Genomic DNA, 15,606 nt, shown 5'->3' on the forward strand with positions numbered 1-15,606 from the left:
GTCGTTCAGCGGGCCTGGGCCTTGACGAAACGGTCGGTCACGTACTGGCTGTAATCGCTGCCGGCGGTCTGCACCTTGCCCTGCTCCTTGAGGAAGCGGGCCGTGTCCACTATGGTCCGGTTTACCAGCGCGGCGAGCTCGTCGCTCTGCTGGCGGGCAGTCAGGTAGGTGTTGCCTTTGACCAGCCCGGGCACCTCTGCTGCGGGTACGCCGCTCAGCTTTGCCAGCTTGGCGAGGTTGTCCGGCTGTGCCAGCCAGCCTGCCGGGTTTTCCAGATAGCCGCGCTGGGCCGCCAGGGTGCTGTTGACGAAGGCCTGCACCACCTCGGGATGAGCCTTGGCGAACTCCTTGCGGACTACCCATACATCGAGCGTGGGGGCGCCCCACTCGCCCACCTGGGCCGAGTCGGTCAGTACCTTGCCCTCCCTGGTCAGTTCATTGAGGGCCGGTGCCCAGACGTAGGCGCCATCTATGTCACCCCGTTGCCAGGCGGCTATGATGGCCGGTGGCTGCAGATTTACTATCTGCAGGCTGGCCGGATCCAGGCCCCAGTGTCTGAGGGCGGCCAGCAGGCTGTAGTGGGTGGTGGAGGTAAAGGGCACGGCGATGCGTTTGCCGGCCAGTGCCTGGGGGGAGGAGAGATCCGGTTTCACCACCAGCGCCTCCGAGTTGCCGAGCCTGGAGGCGAGCAGGAACACCTCTATGGGCACCTGCTGGCTGGCGGCCACCGCCAGCGGGCTGGAGCCTATGTTGCCTATCTGCACGTCGCCGGAGGCGAGCGCCCGCACCACGCTGGCGCCACTGTCAAACTTGAGCCACTTCACCTCGGCGCCGCTGTCGCGGGCAAAGGTGTTGTCGGCCTGGGCCACCTTGGCCGGCTCGGCGGAGGTCTGATAGGCCACAGTCACCTCGACGGCGTTGGCCTGCAAACTGATGATGGCGAGGGCCGCCAGCCAGAGGGAATATCCTTTTCCTGTCATGGTACTGCTCCGTATCGGGGTAATGGAGCCGCAGTATTTCCATTTATCCGGGCGACAATGAAAGAATAAAAATATATGGGTGATGAGTTATGGTTCTTAGAAAAAGAACGGTAACGCAATGCGGTTATTTATATATCTCAATATGAGGGGTTGATATTCGCCGCTTGGCAATGGCAGGCTGATATTGTCAGCATCCAATACAGGTTTATGGCTATGCTTGCCCGGTTTATGAATATTGAAGGAGTCATATTGCTGGCAATAATAAAGACCCGCCATATTGGCGGGTCTGATGTTCGGTGAAGGCTCTGGTGCGCTAATCAGCGCTCGATCAGCGGGGCCGAGCGGTAGCTCCACAGCCCATAGGTGCGCAGCGCATCGCGGTAGATGCCGAGCAACTCGCTGTCGCTCACCTTGGCCAGGGTCGAGAGCGACTTGTCCGGGTAGCTGACGCTGTCTATCTGGATCCCGGCCGGGCCGCTCTGCCAGCAGGCGATCTCCAGCAATGTCTGGCCCCGGCGCACATGGCTGGCGGAGCTCACCAGGGTGGCGTACTGGATCTGGTGGCGGGCGAGGGCGTAGCCGCTGTAGAGGGCGTTCTCCACCGTACTGGTGGCGTAGTTCTCCTCTATGATGCGCGAGCGATCTATGCCCTTCTTCACCAGCCAGTCCGCCATCAGCTTGCCCTCGGTCTGGCGGTTCTGGGGCACGCCGCCGGTCAGTATGATGAGCGCCGCCGGGTTGGCCTGGGCCAGGGAGCGGGTGGTTTCCAGCCGGCCCAGCAGTATGTCGTGCATGCTGCCATCGGGGTTGAGGGCATAGCCCAGGGTGACGATGGCCCGGTTGCCCGGCTTGGGTGAACGCTCCCCCTGTTCTTTCAGCGGGGTGGCGTTGACGCGGGCCACCGTATCCAGGATGCGCTGCAGATCGGCGGCGCGGCCGGGATTGAGGGTCGCCAGCTTGCTCTGGTATGCCTGGGCGGCGCCGGGGTTTTGCTTGAAGGTCTGCCAGGTGGCCAGGTAGGTGAGCAGATCTATGTCGTCCGGCGCCGTGCTGAGCGCCTGCTCGAACAGGCCTATGGCCTTGTCCACGTTGCCGTTGTAAATCTGGGCGTTGGCCGCCGAGATCAGCAGGTCGGTGCGATAGGGTTCGAGCTGATAGGCCTGCAGCAGCAGCTCTGTGACCTGCTCCATGTTGCTCGGCATCTTGGCGGTGAAGCCGGCGGTGGAGATGCGGGCCGGCGACTTGAAGATCTGCCAGGCATCCGCCAGCAGCTGATCCACCACCTGGCGCTTGCTGATGTACTGGTCGTAGTTTTGCTCCTTTTGCAGGGAGCGCACCGGAGCAGCCCAGGCATTGGTGGAGACAAACACTGGCAGAGCCAACAGGCTGGCCAGGGTCAGGGCAATCGCGGTTTTCTTCATCATGGCGTTCCACTTGGGGTTAAGGGCGCTATGCCATTGCATGACCCGTAGGGGCTTTTCCAATAAAAACATAAACTTGGTGATTGCCTACTCTACTCCTTTTCAGATGAAAAAAACGTGAACCGATTCGGTTATCCGGGGATGGGGTCTGTGCCTCTCTCCTGTGCCGTCTGCCGAGCTGCTGGACCCTGCTGGCTGGCGCTCATTGGGCTTGTGCTCACTTGCGGGTCAATCCTGCCGCGTTTTCGGGCGAGCCCCTGTCCGGGGTGAAAAAGTTGCCTAAGCCAATCGTTTTACCGCTTTTTCTGTGACGGCGATCACTGTAGCATCGCCGCCCGACCTGCCACCCGACCGCATCTCCCCCTGCGACGGCGCTGGCGTCACCCGATACATGCTGTCACCCGGAACGTGAATGACCCCAGGATGGGACCCGCCACTAACCTGTAGGTTTGTGGTCTGCGTGTCGCGTGGGTCGGCACCTCTCCCGCCGGTTCCCCCGCGACGCCTGTCTGCAGACTTGCCATATGAAATTCCTCTCTTCATAGGTGCAAGATGACACTGTTATTGAGTCTGGTCGGTATGCTGGCCCTGATGTTTATCGCCTGGCTGGCCAGTGAAAACCGCCGAGCCATCCGCTGGCGAACCGTGCTGGGGGCGCTCGCCCTGCAAACCGGCTTTGCCGCCCTGGTGCTCTATTTCCCCCCCGGACAAATCATGCTCGGTGCCATGAGCAATGGCGTCTCCGCCCTGCTCGGCTTTGCCGACAGTGGCATCCGCTTCGTGTTTGGCGATCTGGCCAGCAACGGTTTTATCTTCGCCGTGCGGGTGCTGCCGCTGGTGATCTTTATCAGCGCGCTGATCGCCGTGCTCTACCACTTCGGCATCATGCAGTGGGTGATCCGGGTATTGGGCGGCGCGGTGCATCGCCTGCTCGGCACCAGCCGCGCCGAATCCCTGGTGGCCACCGGCAACATCTTCCTCTCGCAGGGGGAGTCGCCGCTGCTTATTCGCCCCTTCCTCGCCGGCATGACCCGCTCCGAACTGTTTGCGGTGATGACCTGCGGCATGGCCTCGGTGGCTGGCTCCGTGCTGGGCGGTTACGCCGGTCTGGGGGTGGATCTTAAATACCTTATCGCCGCCTCCTTTATGGCGGCGCCGGGGGGCCTCTTGATGGCCAAGCTCTTGGTGCCGGAGCAGCAACAGGTGAGCGATCAGGCCGAGATCACCCTCGACAAGAGCGACTACAGCAACGCCATCGATGCGCTGGCGGGCGGCGCCATGAACGGCATGAAGATCGCCGTGGCCATCGGCACTATCCTGCTGGCCTTTGTCAGCGTCATCACCATGATCAACGCCGGTCTCACCACGGTAGGCGAGTGGTTAGGCTGGGCCCATCTCTCCCTGCAGCAGCTGCTGGGCTATCTGTTTGCGCCTGTCGCCTGGCTTATCGGTGTGCCCGCCAGCGAGATGATGGCGGCAGGATCCTTGATCGGCCAGAAGGTGATCATGAACGAGTTCGTCGCCTATCTGGACTTTGCCAACATCAAGGAGGGCTTGAGCGCCCACACCCAGATCATCATCACCTTCGCGCTGTGCGGTTTCGCCAATCTGGGCTCCATTGCGGTGCAGCTTGGCTCCATCGGCACCATGGCGCCGGAGCGCCGCCACGATGTGGCCAATATGGGCTTCAAGGCTGTGTTGGCGGCGACCCTGGCCAACCTGATGAGCGCCACCCTGGCCGGGATCTTTGTCTCGCTGGCCTGATAGCTTGATGCAATAGCCGGTTAGTCGGCGGCCCGAACAAAAGGCCCCCTCTTGCCCAATGGCAAGAGGGGGCCTTTTTCGTTGCGTTGGTTACAGCTGTAGGTCGGGCAACAGCGCAGCCTGTTCCTGAAAATGGCGGCAGCGACGCTCAACGTCATCTCGGTAGCGTGCCAGATAAGCCAGCTCGGCGGGATTGTCTGCCTCATCCAGGGCGATGGCGGCATCCAGATGAAGGAGGATGTCGTTGGTCATCTTGTGCAAGGTCTGTTGCAACAGGCGTTTGGGCAGATCACACGCCTCGGCCATCTCCAGCAACTGCCATGCGTTGACCGCCTCGGGGGTAAACTCGTCGCCTATGGCCATGGCCAGATGCTGGTTGAACTCGGAGTAAAGCCCCACATTGACCAGATCGTACCAGGGGGTGGGCGTCAGCCCTGCCCGCGAGACGAAGAAGCTGTAGTTCTTGCCGTGGGCATCATGGTTGTTGACGCAGAGGTTGAAGAGCAGCCATTGCAGCATGTTCAATCTGGCTTGCGCCGGATTGACACAAAGGGCGCTGAGGCTGAACAGTCGTGGCAGGCTCACCCCTTCCCTAATATGGGCCACATCCCGCCCGTCACCGAAGTTGCGTTCATATTTTCGCGTGACGGGGAACCCCAGCCCCTGACAGGCGTCGATCATGTGGCGACGGCGAACCCTCAAGCCATCTTCATCAAGACGCCGATCAAACCGTTCCACCAGCAAGCCTCGGTGGGACTTCTCATCTTGACCAAATGTGTGCAGTTCAACCTGTGCGACCGGCATGCCCAGCAACGCGGCCAGCCGCATGGTCACAAATTCATTGATCACCAGATGAGGGTGATGCTCGAACTTGAGGATGTGGGTGGAACAGAGTTCGCCCTCGCCAAATCCCAGCGCCCCCTCGAGTCGCAGCACGTTGAGCTTGGCCTGCACACCCGCAACCGAGAGTCGGGGGCGACCATCCCAGACTTCCAGCGGCCAGATCTCGGGCTGATCGAGTCGCAGCATCAACTCCTTTGGGGTGATGGGGCGAAAGTGGGTGGGAATGTCGGACTCTGCGGACAGGGTAAAGGTGACAGCTCCGGATACATCGCGGCCAATGCCGTGGATCAGGGCAAAGAGATTGCTGCGCGAAACGGAGAGCGCCTCAATCAGGTGCTCCAGCCCGCGATTTTCTGGCAGCAAGTTGCCGAGATATGCCCGGATCTGGGCGCTGCTGGCCGAGCCATCCAGCGCCAGCGGTGGTGAGAGCGGGAATCCGCGTGCTTGCCATGCAGGTGTATAGCCGAGCTGAAAAGTATCCCGTTGGGAGTCATATTCAAGATGACCGATCAGCTGGTTACCCAGCCGAAGTTCAAGCTGATGGTGCTCAGAACCACTCATCATCACCGACCTCTGATTGGCTGCTGTCGCTCGTTACCTGTGATCCCGCTTCCTGTACCAGTTGCAAGCGCAGTCCCAGTGCGTTCATCACCTGCAGCAGGGTCGAGAGGTAGACATCTCCCCCCTTCTCGATCTTGATCAGGGTCTTCTTGGAGATGCCGCACAGTGAGGCCGTCACCTCCTGTGTCATCTTGGCGGCCTTGCGTCTCTCGCGGATCGCCAGCCCCAGCGAGGCGGGATCCAGTGCTTTCGGGGTGGTTTTCAACGATGCGTCTGTCATCATGAACACGAAAAAAGTGTAGGTTATTACACCTTAACTCATGGTAAGGGCAAACAACAATCAAAAGTGTACGATACTGCACTTTTGATGGTCTCGGTGTTGGTTGCTAGAGAAAAGTGTAGAGAGGTTCACTTTTTAGAGAAAAAGGTGGTGAGGGATGATCTGGAGGATGGCCGAGGGGCAGGGATGGACTCGCTTGCAGAGCCGTAGTGCACTTCACGTTCACTTCACCGAGCGGGGGGAGGGTAGACGCACGTTTGCAGTTGGAGCTTCATCCTATGCCCACTATCGTCACCCACGCCGCCGTCCCTCTCTGCCTTGGGCTGGGGCTTGGCAGCCGGATTATCCCGCCGCGCCTGCTGTTGGCTGGTGTCGCCATCGCCATGCTGCCCGATGCCGACGTGCTTGCCTTTAAACTGGGGGTCGCCTACGGCCATGTCTTTGGCCATCGCGGCTTTACCCACTCCCTGTTGTTCGCCTTTGCCCTGCCCACATTGGCCATGCTGTTTCATCGCCAATTTCGGGCCAGCGCCGCCACCGTCTGGTCGTTTTTGCTGGTCTCGCTACTCTCCCACAGCCTGCTCGATTCGCTCACCACCGGTGGCAAAGGGGTTGGCTGGCTCTGGCCGTGGCGTGACGAGCGTTTCTTCGCTCCCTGGCAGGTGATCCGGGTCGCCCCCTTCAAGCTGGAGGCCTATCTGACCGCCCGAGGTGAGGCAGTGATCCTCTCCGAGCTCTACTGGGTCTGGCTACCGGGGGTTGTATTAATGCTGGTGTTGATGGGATGGCGGGTGTGGGGCCGGGGTCGTCAGTGAATGCTGAGACTGGTGGCCAGGTGATGAAGATAGTCATAGCTGTGCCACTGCACTGCGCAGAGGGCGAGCAGGCGAGCAGGGTTGAGGCCCCCAAGGCACCTTGATCCCAGTGCCGTAGCAATACCCGCAACACATGTACTATGCAAAGACCCAGGCTTACCAGATAAATGAGGGTTAACACTCCTTCAATCAAATCCGATATGCCGTAGGGATCATTCGGATTGTGATAAAGCAGGTCATAGCCAAATGCACGAAATCCGAGTCTGATCAGAAACAGGGAAAAGCAGAGTGTGGCCAGTTGTTTTGTTTTTCGGCTGATTTCTGTCATGCAACTTCTCAAATCTTCCAACGCTAACTTTTGGGGCTGAGATGCAGCAGCGCTGGGACACCCATCATTTTGAATGTTGGCTATGCTACGCCTTGCCCAGAAAGGTGGGTGTTCCAGATTTGGTTCATATTTCCTCTGTTGCCTAACGCGCTATTAAAGTGTAAGCAATGAAATACCGGTGCCGCCGCATACTACCGTAAACACTAAACGCCATGCATAGTAAAAATACCACACGTTGCGAATCCCTCTGGAACTGCTTATTAGTTTTAGAAGAGCGTGTAAGCAAGCTTTGTCATACCTATCGGTTGTGTAACTACACAACTTGAAATAAGCCTTACATTAAGGCATTCTGCATATTGATACACAATATCTTTGAGCATGCCTTCGTCGATGTTTGGATGGATACCCAACGTCCACATACTCCTTAAGTTATCGTGAGATCCCTTAACTAAAGCTACCTTATGCGTATCCTCCATCATACCACGAATACACGATTTGACACTGGAGTTCTGTTTTATTTCAAGAGCAATATACTGACCTCGTACTGCGTTCTTTTTACGAATAATAAAGTCAATAGCCATGTGCTCACGATGTCGAGCTTTTCTTCGATCGATAGAGTATTGAAATTCTCGCTCCCAATATGCAACCTCTAAATGAGCTTCTAGAAATACTGAAAACTCAATTTGTAGCCAAACTTCCCAACCAGTAATCGTTTTTGATTTAATCAATTCTAGGCGCTTTGTAATATGTTTTTGCTGAAAAAACTCAGCGACTAAAATTGCTATAAAATCAAAGTCTCTTTTTATCATTTACTACCAAACTCAATTAAAAAGCTAACGCCTTGTTAAGGGATGAGCAACACAATACCAAAGCCACCGCATACCACCTTAATCACTTGAACTAATGCATGGTAAAAATCCCACGCGTTACGAATTCCTCCTGAATAGTTTTTTAAATGACATTTACAACTAGTAGCGATGTTAACAGAAATACCACAACCCCAGAAAAATAAAAAAATAACGCCTAAGCTTCATTATTTCTATATGTAGTGCTTGTATTTGACTTGAATGATCGATCGTACTAATTTTTTGAGGTTCTGATTTTTCAACATCGGCTAAGAAACGCTCAGCATGACCAGCAATAATACTTCCCCCTGCACCAGAACACGAAAATACTGCAAGGTTCTTGAATATTTCTATATTCCCAACCATATCTGGTGGCAATTGCTTGGCAATGTCCGGATTTGGAATTAAAGTCTCAGGAAGGAATATCCCAAAGAAGATCCCAAATAAAATAAGAGACGTTCCTTTCACAAATCGCTCATGCTTTGACTCCAATATTGCGATCATCAATAAGATAAAAGAACCAAGCAGTGGCACAGTTAGCCATTGGTACACTTTTGTAAGCCACATCCCAATGAACACTATAAACAGGAAACTACCTAAATACTTTGGTCGTAAAAACTTCAAAATTATTCCTCGTCATTTAACGTCCGCTTAAGGGGTCGCCAGCACCACTACCAACTTACCGTATAACACCATAATCACAAAAACCGAAGCATAGTATACGAATCATTCTTAAACAGTTTGTTAGCCCATTGTAACTGCAGTAAGTTGGCAAGGCATACTGAAAGGTCTTGAATTTTTAAAAGCTTGTTTACTTATGTAGCGGATGATATCACAACTTAACTCATGGATCTCTTTGGCATTACGAAGAGAACATTGCTCTTGCCAAGAAGATTTCAATAAAGGGATATGTTTAGGTTCAAGAGGTTTATCACTACTTATACGGAATTCTTGAGTACAGAACTCTGACTTACCATGCGCAAGTAAATTCCTGGACTTAAATAAATTCTTTACTATTTCAAGATGTTTTAATCTCGATATTTCATCCGTATAAATGACACTGCTTACTGCATCAAACTTCGCAATTGGAGAAAAACGCAACTCATCATCGATGGAGTTAAAAGTAATATTTTCACTTGACTCATTTGCTAGCAACTTTTCAAACTTAGCCTTTTTATTGCCGTGCAATTTCCCGCTTAGGTTTGAAACTAATTCATCAAATTGCCCTTTGAAACCATAGCCAATAGCAACACGTTCTTCTAAATTTAGATCCTTCGGGAGATTATCGATTCGTTCGAAAACTTCATTGCCGTCATCGTCTAATACTTCATTGACCCTTGTCTTTATATCAAAAACACTCTCGCAGCAGTAATTGATGTAACTCTCAACCATGAATGCGGTTAGAGTTAAGACCGTGATACCACCACATATTTCTCCCAACTCTTCATTTAGAATAGAGCGTCTTGCAGACTCATAAAACCAACAATGCGAGAGAATATTCCCTTCGGACCGACCTACATAGGACATCAAATTTTCCTCTAAAATGGGCTAACAGTGATTATCACGTATGTTGGGCTAAAAATCGTAGGTTGGTGCTGAACGAAGTGAAGACCAACATTTACCGCGAATATATCTGAAAATCTGTTTTACGGATCTGCCACATCCTTGTTTATCCCGATCTGGTTGGCGCAATAATGCTCGCCTGTTGGGCTTCGCTACGCTCTGCGCCAACCTACAAAAAACCACGCTACCGCCCCTGAGTGACAACCCCCAGTCCGCTGCTTTTAACCTGCGAGATATCAACAATCACTGCCATTACGCGTTCCTGAGAGATGGATTGTCGTTTGGCTATCATAAGGGGCCTGACTGAGACATTGAAAGAGGGCGTTGATAGAAATCTGAACCGGTTCAACTAATTAGTAAGAAGCTGCTGTTTAAGTGAGCTGTTGGGTTAGTGGATTGTGTGGAAATACCCCTCACCCCAACCCTCTCCCGAAGGGAGAGGGTGTTTGTCTACGGTTAGATGGGAGGCCGAGGATTGGCTCGGTTTTGATCCCCCTCCAAGCCGCCGAGTCGTGCTCAATGGGTCAGGGGCGCCGTCAGGGATGACGGCGCAGCCGCAGTTGGTACAGGGATGTACCATCTGCGGTGAACCGTCCGACCCAGAGATCGAGATGAGGGAATCCGCCGCAGGCGGGCGGCTTGGCGGGGGTGGCCTTTCTTTTGGTGACTTTTCTTTGGCCACGCAAAGAAAAGTCACTCGCCCACGCCCGAAGGGCGGGCGAAACCCCTTCGAGGGCGTTGCGCGGTGAAGCCGCACCATCACATCCAATCCGCGAACGTCCGAATACGCTGCGCTATTCGAACCTACGATTCGATAACGCTGGGGGATTATGGGTTCCCTCACCCTGGCCCTCTCCCAAGGGGAGAGGGGACAAAGACGCAGGGAGCGGCAACAAGCAGGAAATAGAAAGGGAGCCTATCAGGCTCCCTTTTTGCAGACATGGCCAATGGCATTTGGCCAATGCCATTCCCTATCGATTGGTCGCGGCCTTCATCCCTTCCACAAACTCTTTCAGGCGAGTGAGCATATGCTCCGGGTTTTTGTGGTGGGTCTCGATGATCTTCACCACGGCGGAGCCGGAGATGGCACCGGCGGCGCCGGCCTTGATGGCCTCGCGCACCTGGGCCGGTTCGCTGATGCCAAAGCCGAGCAGGGCGGGGGGGGCATTGAACTCGCGCAAGGTGTTGATGAGGCCATCCACCGGCATGCCGGCCTTGGTCTCGGCACCGGTTACGCCGGCGCGGCTCACCAGGTAGGTGTAACCAGAGCCAAGCTCGGCAACTGCCTTGAGCGTCTCGGTGTCACCGTTGGGCGGGGCGATAAAGATGCTGTCGATGCCGAACTTGTCGGCCGCTGCCTTGTAGGGGGCGCACATCTGCACCGGCACGTCGGCCACCAGCACCGAATCCACGCCTGCCAGCTGGCACTTCTCATAGAAGCCGTCGATGTGGCGCACATAAACCAGATTCGCGTAAACCAGCAGGCCAATGGGCAGCTGCGGGTACTTGGCGCGGATGCGGCCGAGCAGCTCAAAGCAGTCGTCCGGGGTGGTGTGGCTGGCAAACGCCCGCAGGGCTGCGCCCTGAATGGTGGGGCCGTCCGCTACCGGATCGGAGAAGGGAATGCCGAGCTCGAGGGCATCGGCGCCCCCTTCGACCAGCGCATCGACAATGGCCAGCGACAATTCTGGGGTCGGGTCACCCAGCATCACGAACGGCACAAAGGCGCCCTGATTGACCGCATCCAGACGGGAGAAGAGTTGTGCGTAACGGTTCATGACAAGGTTCCTTCTTTTTCAAAGATGTCGGCAACGGTGAAGATATCTTTGTCGCCACGGCCGGAGAGGTTGACGATCAGCACCTGCTCTTTTTCCGGTTCACTGCGGGCCATCTTGAGGGCGTGAGCCAGCGCGTGGGAGGACTCCAGCGCCGGGATAATCCCCTCGGATTTGGCCAGCTCCTGGAAGGCGTCCAGCGCCTCCCGGTCTGTGATGGAGACATACTCGGCGCGGCCGATGGAGGCCAGGTGGGCGTGCTGCGGGCCGACAGAGGGGAAATCGAGCCCCGCCGAGACGGAGTAGGACTCCTGAATTTGCCCCTGCTTGTCCTGCATCAGGTAGGAGTGCATGCCAAAGAAGACCCCCTTGCTGCCGTGACCCAGCGGCGCACCGTGCTCGCCGCTCTCTATGCCGTGACCACCCGGCTCGACCCCGATCAGGCGCACCTCAGGGTTGTCGATGAAGTCGGCAAACATGCCGATGGCGTTGGAACCGCCGCCGACGCAGGCGATCACCGCATCGGGCAGCCGCTCCTCTTTCTTGAAGCACTGGGCCTTGGCCTCTTCGCCGATCATCTTCTGGAACTCCCGCACTATGGTGGGGAAGGGGTGCGGACCGGCGGCCGTACCCAGCAGATAGTGGGCGTTGTCGTAGTTGGCAGCCCAGTCGCGCAGCGCCTCGTTGCAGGCATCTTTGAGGGTGCTGGAGCCGGAGTGCACCGGAATGACGGTGGCGCCCATCAACTTCATGCGAAACACGTTGGGTTTCTGGCGCTCGCAATCCTTGGCACCCATGTAGACCCGGCACTTGAGGCCGAGCAGGGCGCAGGCCAGTGCAGTGGCCACGCCGTGCTGACCGGCGCCGGTCTCGGCGATGATCTCGGTTTTGCCCATCCGCTTGGCCAGCAGCGCCTGACCCAGCACCTGGTTGGTCTTGTGGGCGCCGCCGTGCAGCAGGTCTTCACGCTTCAGATAGAGGCGGGTCTTGGTGCCCTTGGTCAGGTTGCGGGTCAGGGTGAGCGGGGTCGGGCGACCGGCATACTCGGTCAGCAGCTCCTGAAATTCGGCGATAAAGGCCGGGTCTTCCTTGGCATCGACAAAGGCCTTCTCCAGCTGGAGCAGCGCGGGGATGAGGATTTGGGGCACATACATGCCGCCAAATTCACCAAAAAACGGGTTGAGCAGGGTCATGGCTTCTTCCTTGTATTAGCTAAATCGAAACATCAAAAAGGGTTGCGTTACAGGTTGCGCAGGGCGGCAAAGGCGGCCGCCAGCTTGTGTGCATCCTTCTGGCCCGGGGCACTCTCTACCCCGGAGTTGAAATCAAGGCCGAGGCAGCCGACCTGCGCCGCCTGCAGGGCATTGTCGGGATTGAGCCCGCCTGCCAGCATCAGCTTGGCTTTATCGAGATCGGCCAGCATGGCCCAGTCGAACGCCTGACCCGTGCCGCCGCTCTGGCTGCCGACTTTTGTATCCAGCAGCAGGCGATCCACCGGGAAGTCGAGGGCGGGCAGGGGTTCGCCGCTTTCTTTGCCGAGAGAGACGCCTACGGCTTTCCAGATCTGGCAAGTCGCCGGCAGCAGCGTGCGCAGGTTGTCGATATAGGCGGCATCTTCCTCCCCGTGCAGCTGCACCGCGGCGAGCCCGAGCGCCTCCACCGTCTTGGCAATGGTCTCTTGCTGGGCGTTGCGAAATACCCCGACGTAAGAGAGCGGCGCACCAGCCATCACGGTGCGGGCGGCGGGAATATCCACGTAGCGCGGGCTTTTCGCCACAAAGATGAGGCCGCCGAACACGGCGCCAGCCTGATGGGCGGCGGCGGCATCTTCGGCACGGGTCAGGCCGCATACCTTGTTCTGACCCAGCACCAGCTTGCGTACCGCGGCCTCCAGATCGGCTTCCTCCATCAGGGAGGAGCCCACCAGGAAGCCCTTGGCATGGTGGCGCAGCTCGGCCACCTGGGTGCGATCCTTGATGCCAGATTCGCTGATCACTACCCGATCCGCCGGGATGCGGGCGACCAGCTGCTTGGTGCGGTTCAGATCCACGCTCAAGTCGCGCAGATCCCGGTTGTTGATGCCAATCACGGGGGCGCCAAGCGCGATGGCGCGGGTCAGCTCCTCTTCATTGCTCACCTCGGTCAGCACGCCGAGACCCAGCTCCCTGGCCACCGCGAACAGGACCTGATAGCCCTCGTCGGTGAGCACGGAGAGCATCAGCAGTATGGCGTCCGCCTGATAGTGGCGGGCCAGATAGAGCTGATAGGGGTCAATCATGAAATCCTTGCAGAGCACCGGCTGGCTGACCCTAGCGCGCACTCGCGGCAGGAAGGCGAAATCCCCCTGAAAGAACTTCTCGTCGGTCAGTACCGAGATGGCGGTGGCGTATTTGCCATAGATGTCGGCGATCGCCTCCGGGCTGAAATCGTCGCGGATCAGTCCCTTGGAGGGGGAGGCCTTCTTGCACTCCAGAATAAAGCGGGTGGAACCGGCCTTGAGCGCACCGACAAAATCCCGATCGCTTTGGGTCAGTTCGTCCTTGAAACTTTCAAGAGGCTGAGCCAGCTTGCGGGCGGCGACCCACTCCTGCTTGGCCGCCACTATCTTGCCGAGAATGGTCTGGTTGATGGAGGCCATGTTCAGGAAGGCATGGGGGGCAATAAGGTCTGACATCTCGTTATCCTTGCGAAACTGGGTACTGCCCTGAGGGCGTTCTGGGTGAGTGCCGTGCTGGTTCGTGGCTGACATCATGCCTCCTGATGGCTCAGGGTGGCGAGCCGGGCGGCGAGCTCCGCTGCCTTGCCGCTCGCCAGCACCGCCAGCACCTGGGCCGCCGCGCTCTTGAGGTCTGCGGCCTTGCCTGCCATCAGCAGCAGGGGGGCCACGTTGGCGGCGATGGCGGCGTTGTGAGCCGGAGTGCCTTTCCCTGCCAGAATGGCGGCCGTGATGGCGCGGTTCTCTTCAGGCTCGCCCCCTTGAATGGCGCTGACCGGATAGGTTTCCAGGCCAAAGTCCGCCGGGGTGATCATGAATTCGCGGATCTCGCCGTCACGGATCTGGGCCACCTGGGTCGGGCCGTGGATGGCAATCTCGTCGAGCCCGGCACCGTGAACCACCATACCGGTTTTCAGACCCAGTGCCAGCAGGGTTTCGGCGATGGGGCGCACCAGCTCGGGGGCATAGACGCCCATCAGCTGATAGGTGGGGCGGGCCGGATTGATGAGCGGCCCCAGCACGTTGAACAGGGTGCGGGTCTTGAGGGCCTGGCGCACCGGCATGGCGTGGCGCACTCCGGCGTGGTACTGGGGGGCGAACAGGAAGCAGATGCCGAGCTCGTCCAGACAATGGCGCGCCTGCGCCGGGCTCATGTCGAGCTTGATGCCCATCTTGTCCAGCAAGTCGCTCGAGCCCGACTTGCTCGAGACCGAGCGGTTGCCGTGCTTGGCCACTTTCAGGCCGCAGGCGGCGGCCACCAGTGCCGAGGTGGTGGAGACGTTGATGGTGTTGAGGCCATCGCCACCGGTACCGACTATGTCGCAAAACTCGTAGTCCGGACGCGGGAAGTCGCGCGCCTCCGCCAGCAGGGCTTCGGCGGCGCCGGCGATTTCCTCCGGGGTCTCTCCCTTGATCTTGAGGGCGGTCAGAAGGCTCGCCAGCACTATGGGATCCACTTCGCCACGTACCACCTGGCCGAAGGCGTCGCGGGTACTTTCACGGCTCAGAGACTGACCCTGATAGAGGGTGTTGAGATGATGATGCATGTTGGTCTCCTTACCGCACACTGCTAACTGGACGGGTGATATGGGCGAGCGCCTGGGTCAGCAGGCGGGCCCCTTCCGAGGTCATGATGGATTCGGGATGGAACTGGAAGCCCAGCACCCTGTCGTCCTGCTGCTCTATGGCCATGGGCATGCCCTGATAGTGGGCAATCACAGTCAGCTCTTCCGGTACATAGGTGGCCACCAGCGAGTGGTAGCGCGCCACCGGCAGCGGGCTCGGCAGACCGGCGAAGGCGCCGTGGCCGTTGTGCTCAATCAGGGAACGCTTGCCGTGGACGATTTCACCCGCCGCGCCGACTGTGCCGCCGTAGGCTTCGCACAGGGCCTGATGGCCGAGGCAGATGCCGAGGATGGGCACCTGACCACGAGCCAGCTTGATCAGATCAATCAGGCAACCCGCCTCGTGAGGCGCGCCCGGCCCCGGCGAGAGCACCAGCACGGCATCCCCTTCGCAGGCGGCGATCTCGCTCATGATGCGGCTCGCTGGCAGGCTGTTGCGGTAGATCCGCACCGGATAACCGAGGGAGCGGAACTGATCCACCAGGTTGTAAGTAAATGAATCGAAGTTATCGAGCAGGAAGATATTAGTCATGATGCTGCTCCTTCGAAGTGCGGAACTGGTCGGCTTGGGTGCTGTAGGTAAACGAGTCG

General features: G+C 57.5%; 14 protein-coding genes. 2 read left to right on the plus strand and 12 right to left on the minus strand.

Annotated elements, in window-relative coordinates:
• Positions 1–5 precede the first annotated feature (5 nt).
• Together tauA and ACM3N8_RS10005 are read right to left on the minus strand one after the other, a co-directional pair.
• Positions 6–980, minus strand: a complete 975-nt coding sequence (gene tauA / locus ACM3N8_RS10000) for a taurine ABC transporter substrate-binding protein (RefSeq protein WP_416016058.1) — start codon at positions 978–980, stop codon at positions 6–8.
• A 317-nt stretch (positions 981–1,297) separates the two neighbouring features.
• A complete protein-coding gene (locus ACM3N8_RS10005) occupies positions 1,298–2,401 on the minus strand; it encodes an ElyC/SanA/YdcF family protein (protein ID WP_274454353.1) in 1,104 nt (367 codons plus the stop codon).
• Between the two features lie 552 nt (positions 2,402–2,953).
• Between ACM3N8_RS10005 and ACM3N8_RS10010 the strand changes: the two genes are divergently transcribed.
• The gene (locus ACM3N8_RS10010) at positions 2,954–4,165 is read left to right on the plus strand and encodes a NupC/NupG family nucleoside CNT transporter (protein WP_416016059.1); all 1,212 of its coding nucleotides are present in this window, start codon (positions 2,954–2,956) and stop codon (positions 4,163–4,165) included.
• Positions 4,166–4,255: 90 nt separating this feature from the next.
• Here the strand turns inward: ACM3N8_RS10010 and ACM3N8_RS10015 are convergent, their stop codons facing one another.
• Together ACM3N8_RS10015 and ACM3N8_RS10020 are read right to left on the minus strand one after the other, a co-directional pair.
• Positions 4,256–5,569, minus strand: a complete 1,314-nt coding sequence (locus ACM3N8_RS10015; RefSeq protein ID WP_290017593.1) for a HipA domain-containing protein — start codon at positions 5,567–5,569, stop codon at positions 4,256–4,258.
• Positions 5,556–5,849: a helix-turn-helix domain-containing protein gene (locus ACM3N8_RS10020; protein WP_290017591.1), complete on the minus strand. Its 294-nt coding sequence runs from the start codon at positions 5,847–5,849 to the stop codon at positions 5,556–5,558. Before ACM3N8_RS10020 ends, ACM3N8_RS10015 begins: the two co-directional genes overlap by 14 nt.
• 278 nt (positions 5,850–6,127) lie before the next feature.
• Between ACM3N8_RS10020 and ACM3N8_RS10025 the strand changes: the two genes are divergently transcribed.
• Positions 6,128–6,664: a metal-dependent hydrolase gene (locus ACM3N8_RS10025; RefSeq protein ID WP_416016060.1), complete on the plus strand. Its 537-nt coding sequence runs from the start codon at positions 6,128–6,130 to the stop codon at positions 6,662–6,664.
• A 594-nt stretch (positions 6,665–7,258) separates the two neighbouring features.
• Here the strand turns inward: ACM3N8_RS10025 and ACM3N8_RS10030 are convergent.
• The 8 genes from ACM3N8_RS10030 to ACM3N8_RS10065 form a co-directional block, all read right to left on the minus strand.
• Positions 7,259–7,801: a hypothetical protein gene (locus ACM3N8_RS10030; protein WP_416016061.1), complete on the minus strand. Its 543-nt coding sequence runs from the start codon at positions 7,799–7,801 to the stop codon at positions 7,259–7,261.
• A 171-nt stretch (positions 7,802–7,972) separates the two neighbouring features.
• A complete protein-coding gene (locus ACM3N8_RS10035) occupies positions 7,973–8,461 on the minus strand; it encodes a hypothetical protein (protein WP_290017587.1) in 489 nt (162 codons plus the stop codon).
• Positions 8,462–8,581: 120 nt separating this feature from the next.
• On the minus strand, positions 8,582–9,364 hold the full coding sequence (locus ACM3N8_RS10040; RefSeq protein ID WP_290017586.1) for a hypothetical protein: 783 nt from the start codon (positions 9,362–9,364) through the stop codon (positions 8,582–8,584).
• A gap of 1,007 nt (positions 9,365–10,371) precedes the next feature.
• Positions 10,372–11,178: a tryptophan synthase subunit alpha gene (trpA, locus tag ACM3N8_RS10045; protein ID WP_290017584.1), complete on the minus strand. Its 807-nt coding sequence runs from the start codon at positions 11,176–11,178 to the stop codon at positions 10,372–10,374.
• Entirely contained in the window at positions 11,175–12,368 is a 1,194-nt protein-coding gene (gene trpB, locus ACM3N8_RS10050; RefSeq protein WP_290017583.1) for a tryptophan synthase subunit beta, read from the minus strand. The genes trpA and trpB overlap by 4 nt, the downstream gene beginning before the upstream one ends.
• Positions 12,369–12,415: 47 nt before the next feature.
• Positions 12,416–13,924 carry a bifunctional indole-3-glycerol-phosphate synthase TrpC/phosphoribosylanthranilate isomerase TrpF gene (gene trpCF / locus ACM3N8_RS10055; RefSeq protein ID WP_290017581.1) on the minus strand — a complete coding sequence of 503 codons (1,509 nt, stop codon included), beginning with the start codon at positions 13,922–13,924 and terminating at the stop codon, positions 12,416–12,418.
• Positions 13,924–14,937 (minus strand): anthranilate phosphoribosyltransferase, encoded by a 1,014-nt coding sequence (gene trpD / locus ACM3N8_RS10060; protein ID WP_043134228.1) that lies wholly within the window; start codon positions 14,935–14,937, stop codon positions 13,924–13,926. The genes trpCF and trpD overlap by 1 nt, the downstream gene beginning before the upstream one ends.
• 10 nt (positions 14,938–14,947) lie before the next feature.
• A complete protein-coding gene (locus tag ACM3N8_RS10065) occupies positions 14,948–15,547 on the minus strand; it encodes an aminodeoxychorismate/anthranilate synthase component II (protein WP_005319135.1) in 600 nt (199 codons plus the stop codon).
• Between the last annotated feature and the right edge of the window lie 59 nt (positions 15,548–15,606).

It is taken from the genome of Aeromonas sp. A04 (genome assembly GCF_047780465.1).
Lineage (GTDB): Bacteria > Pseudomonadota > Gammaproteobacteria > Enterobacterales > Aeromonadaceae > Aeromonas > Aeromonas bestiarum.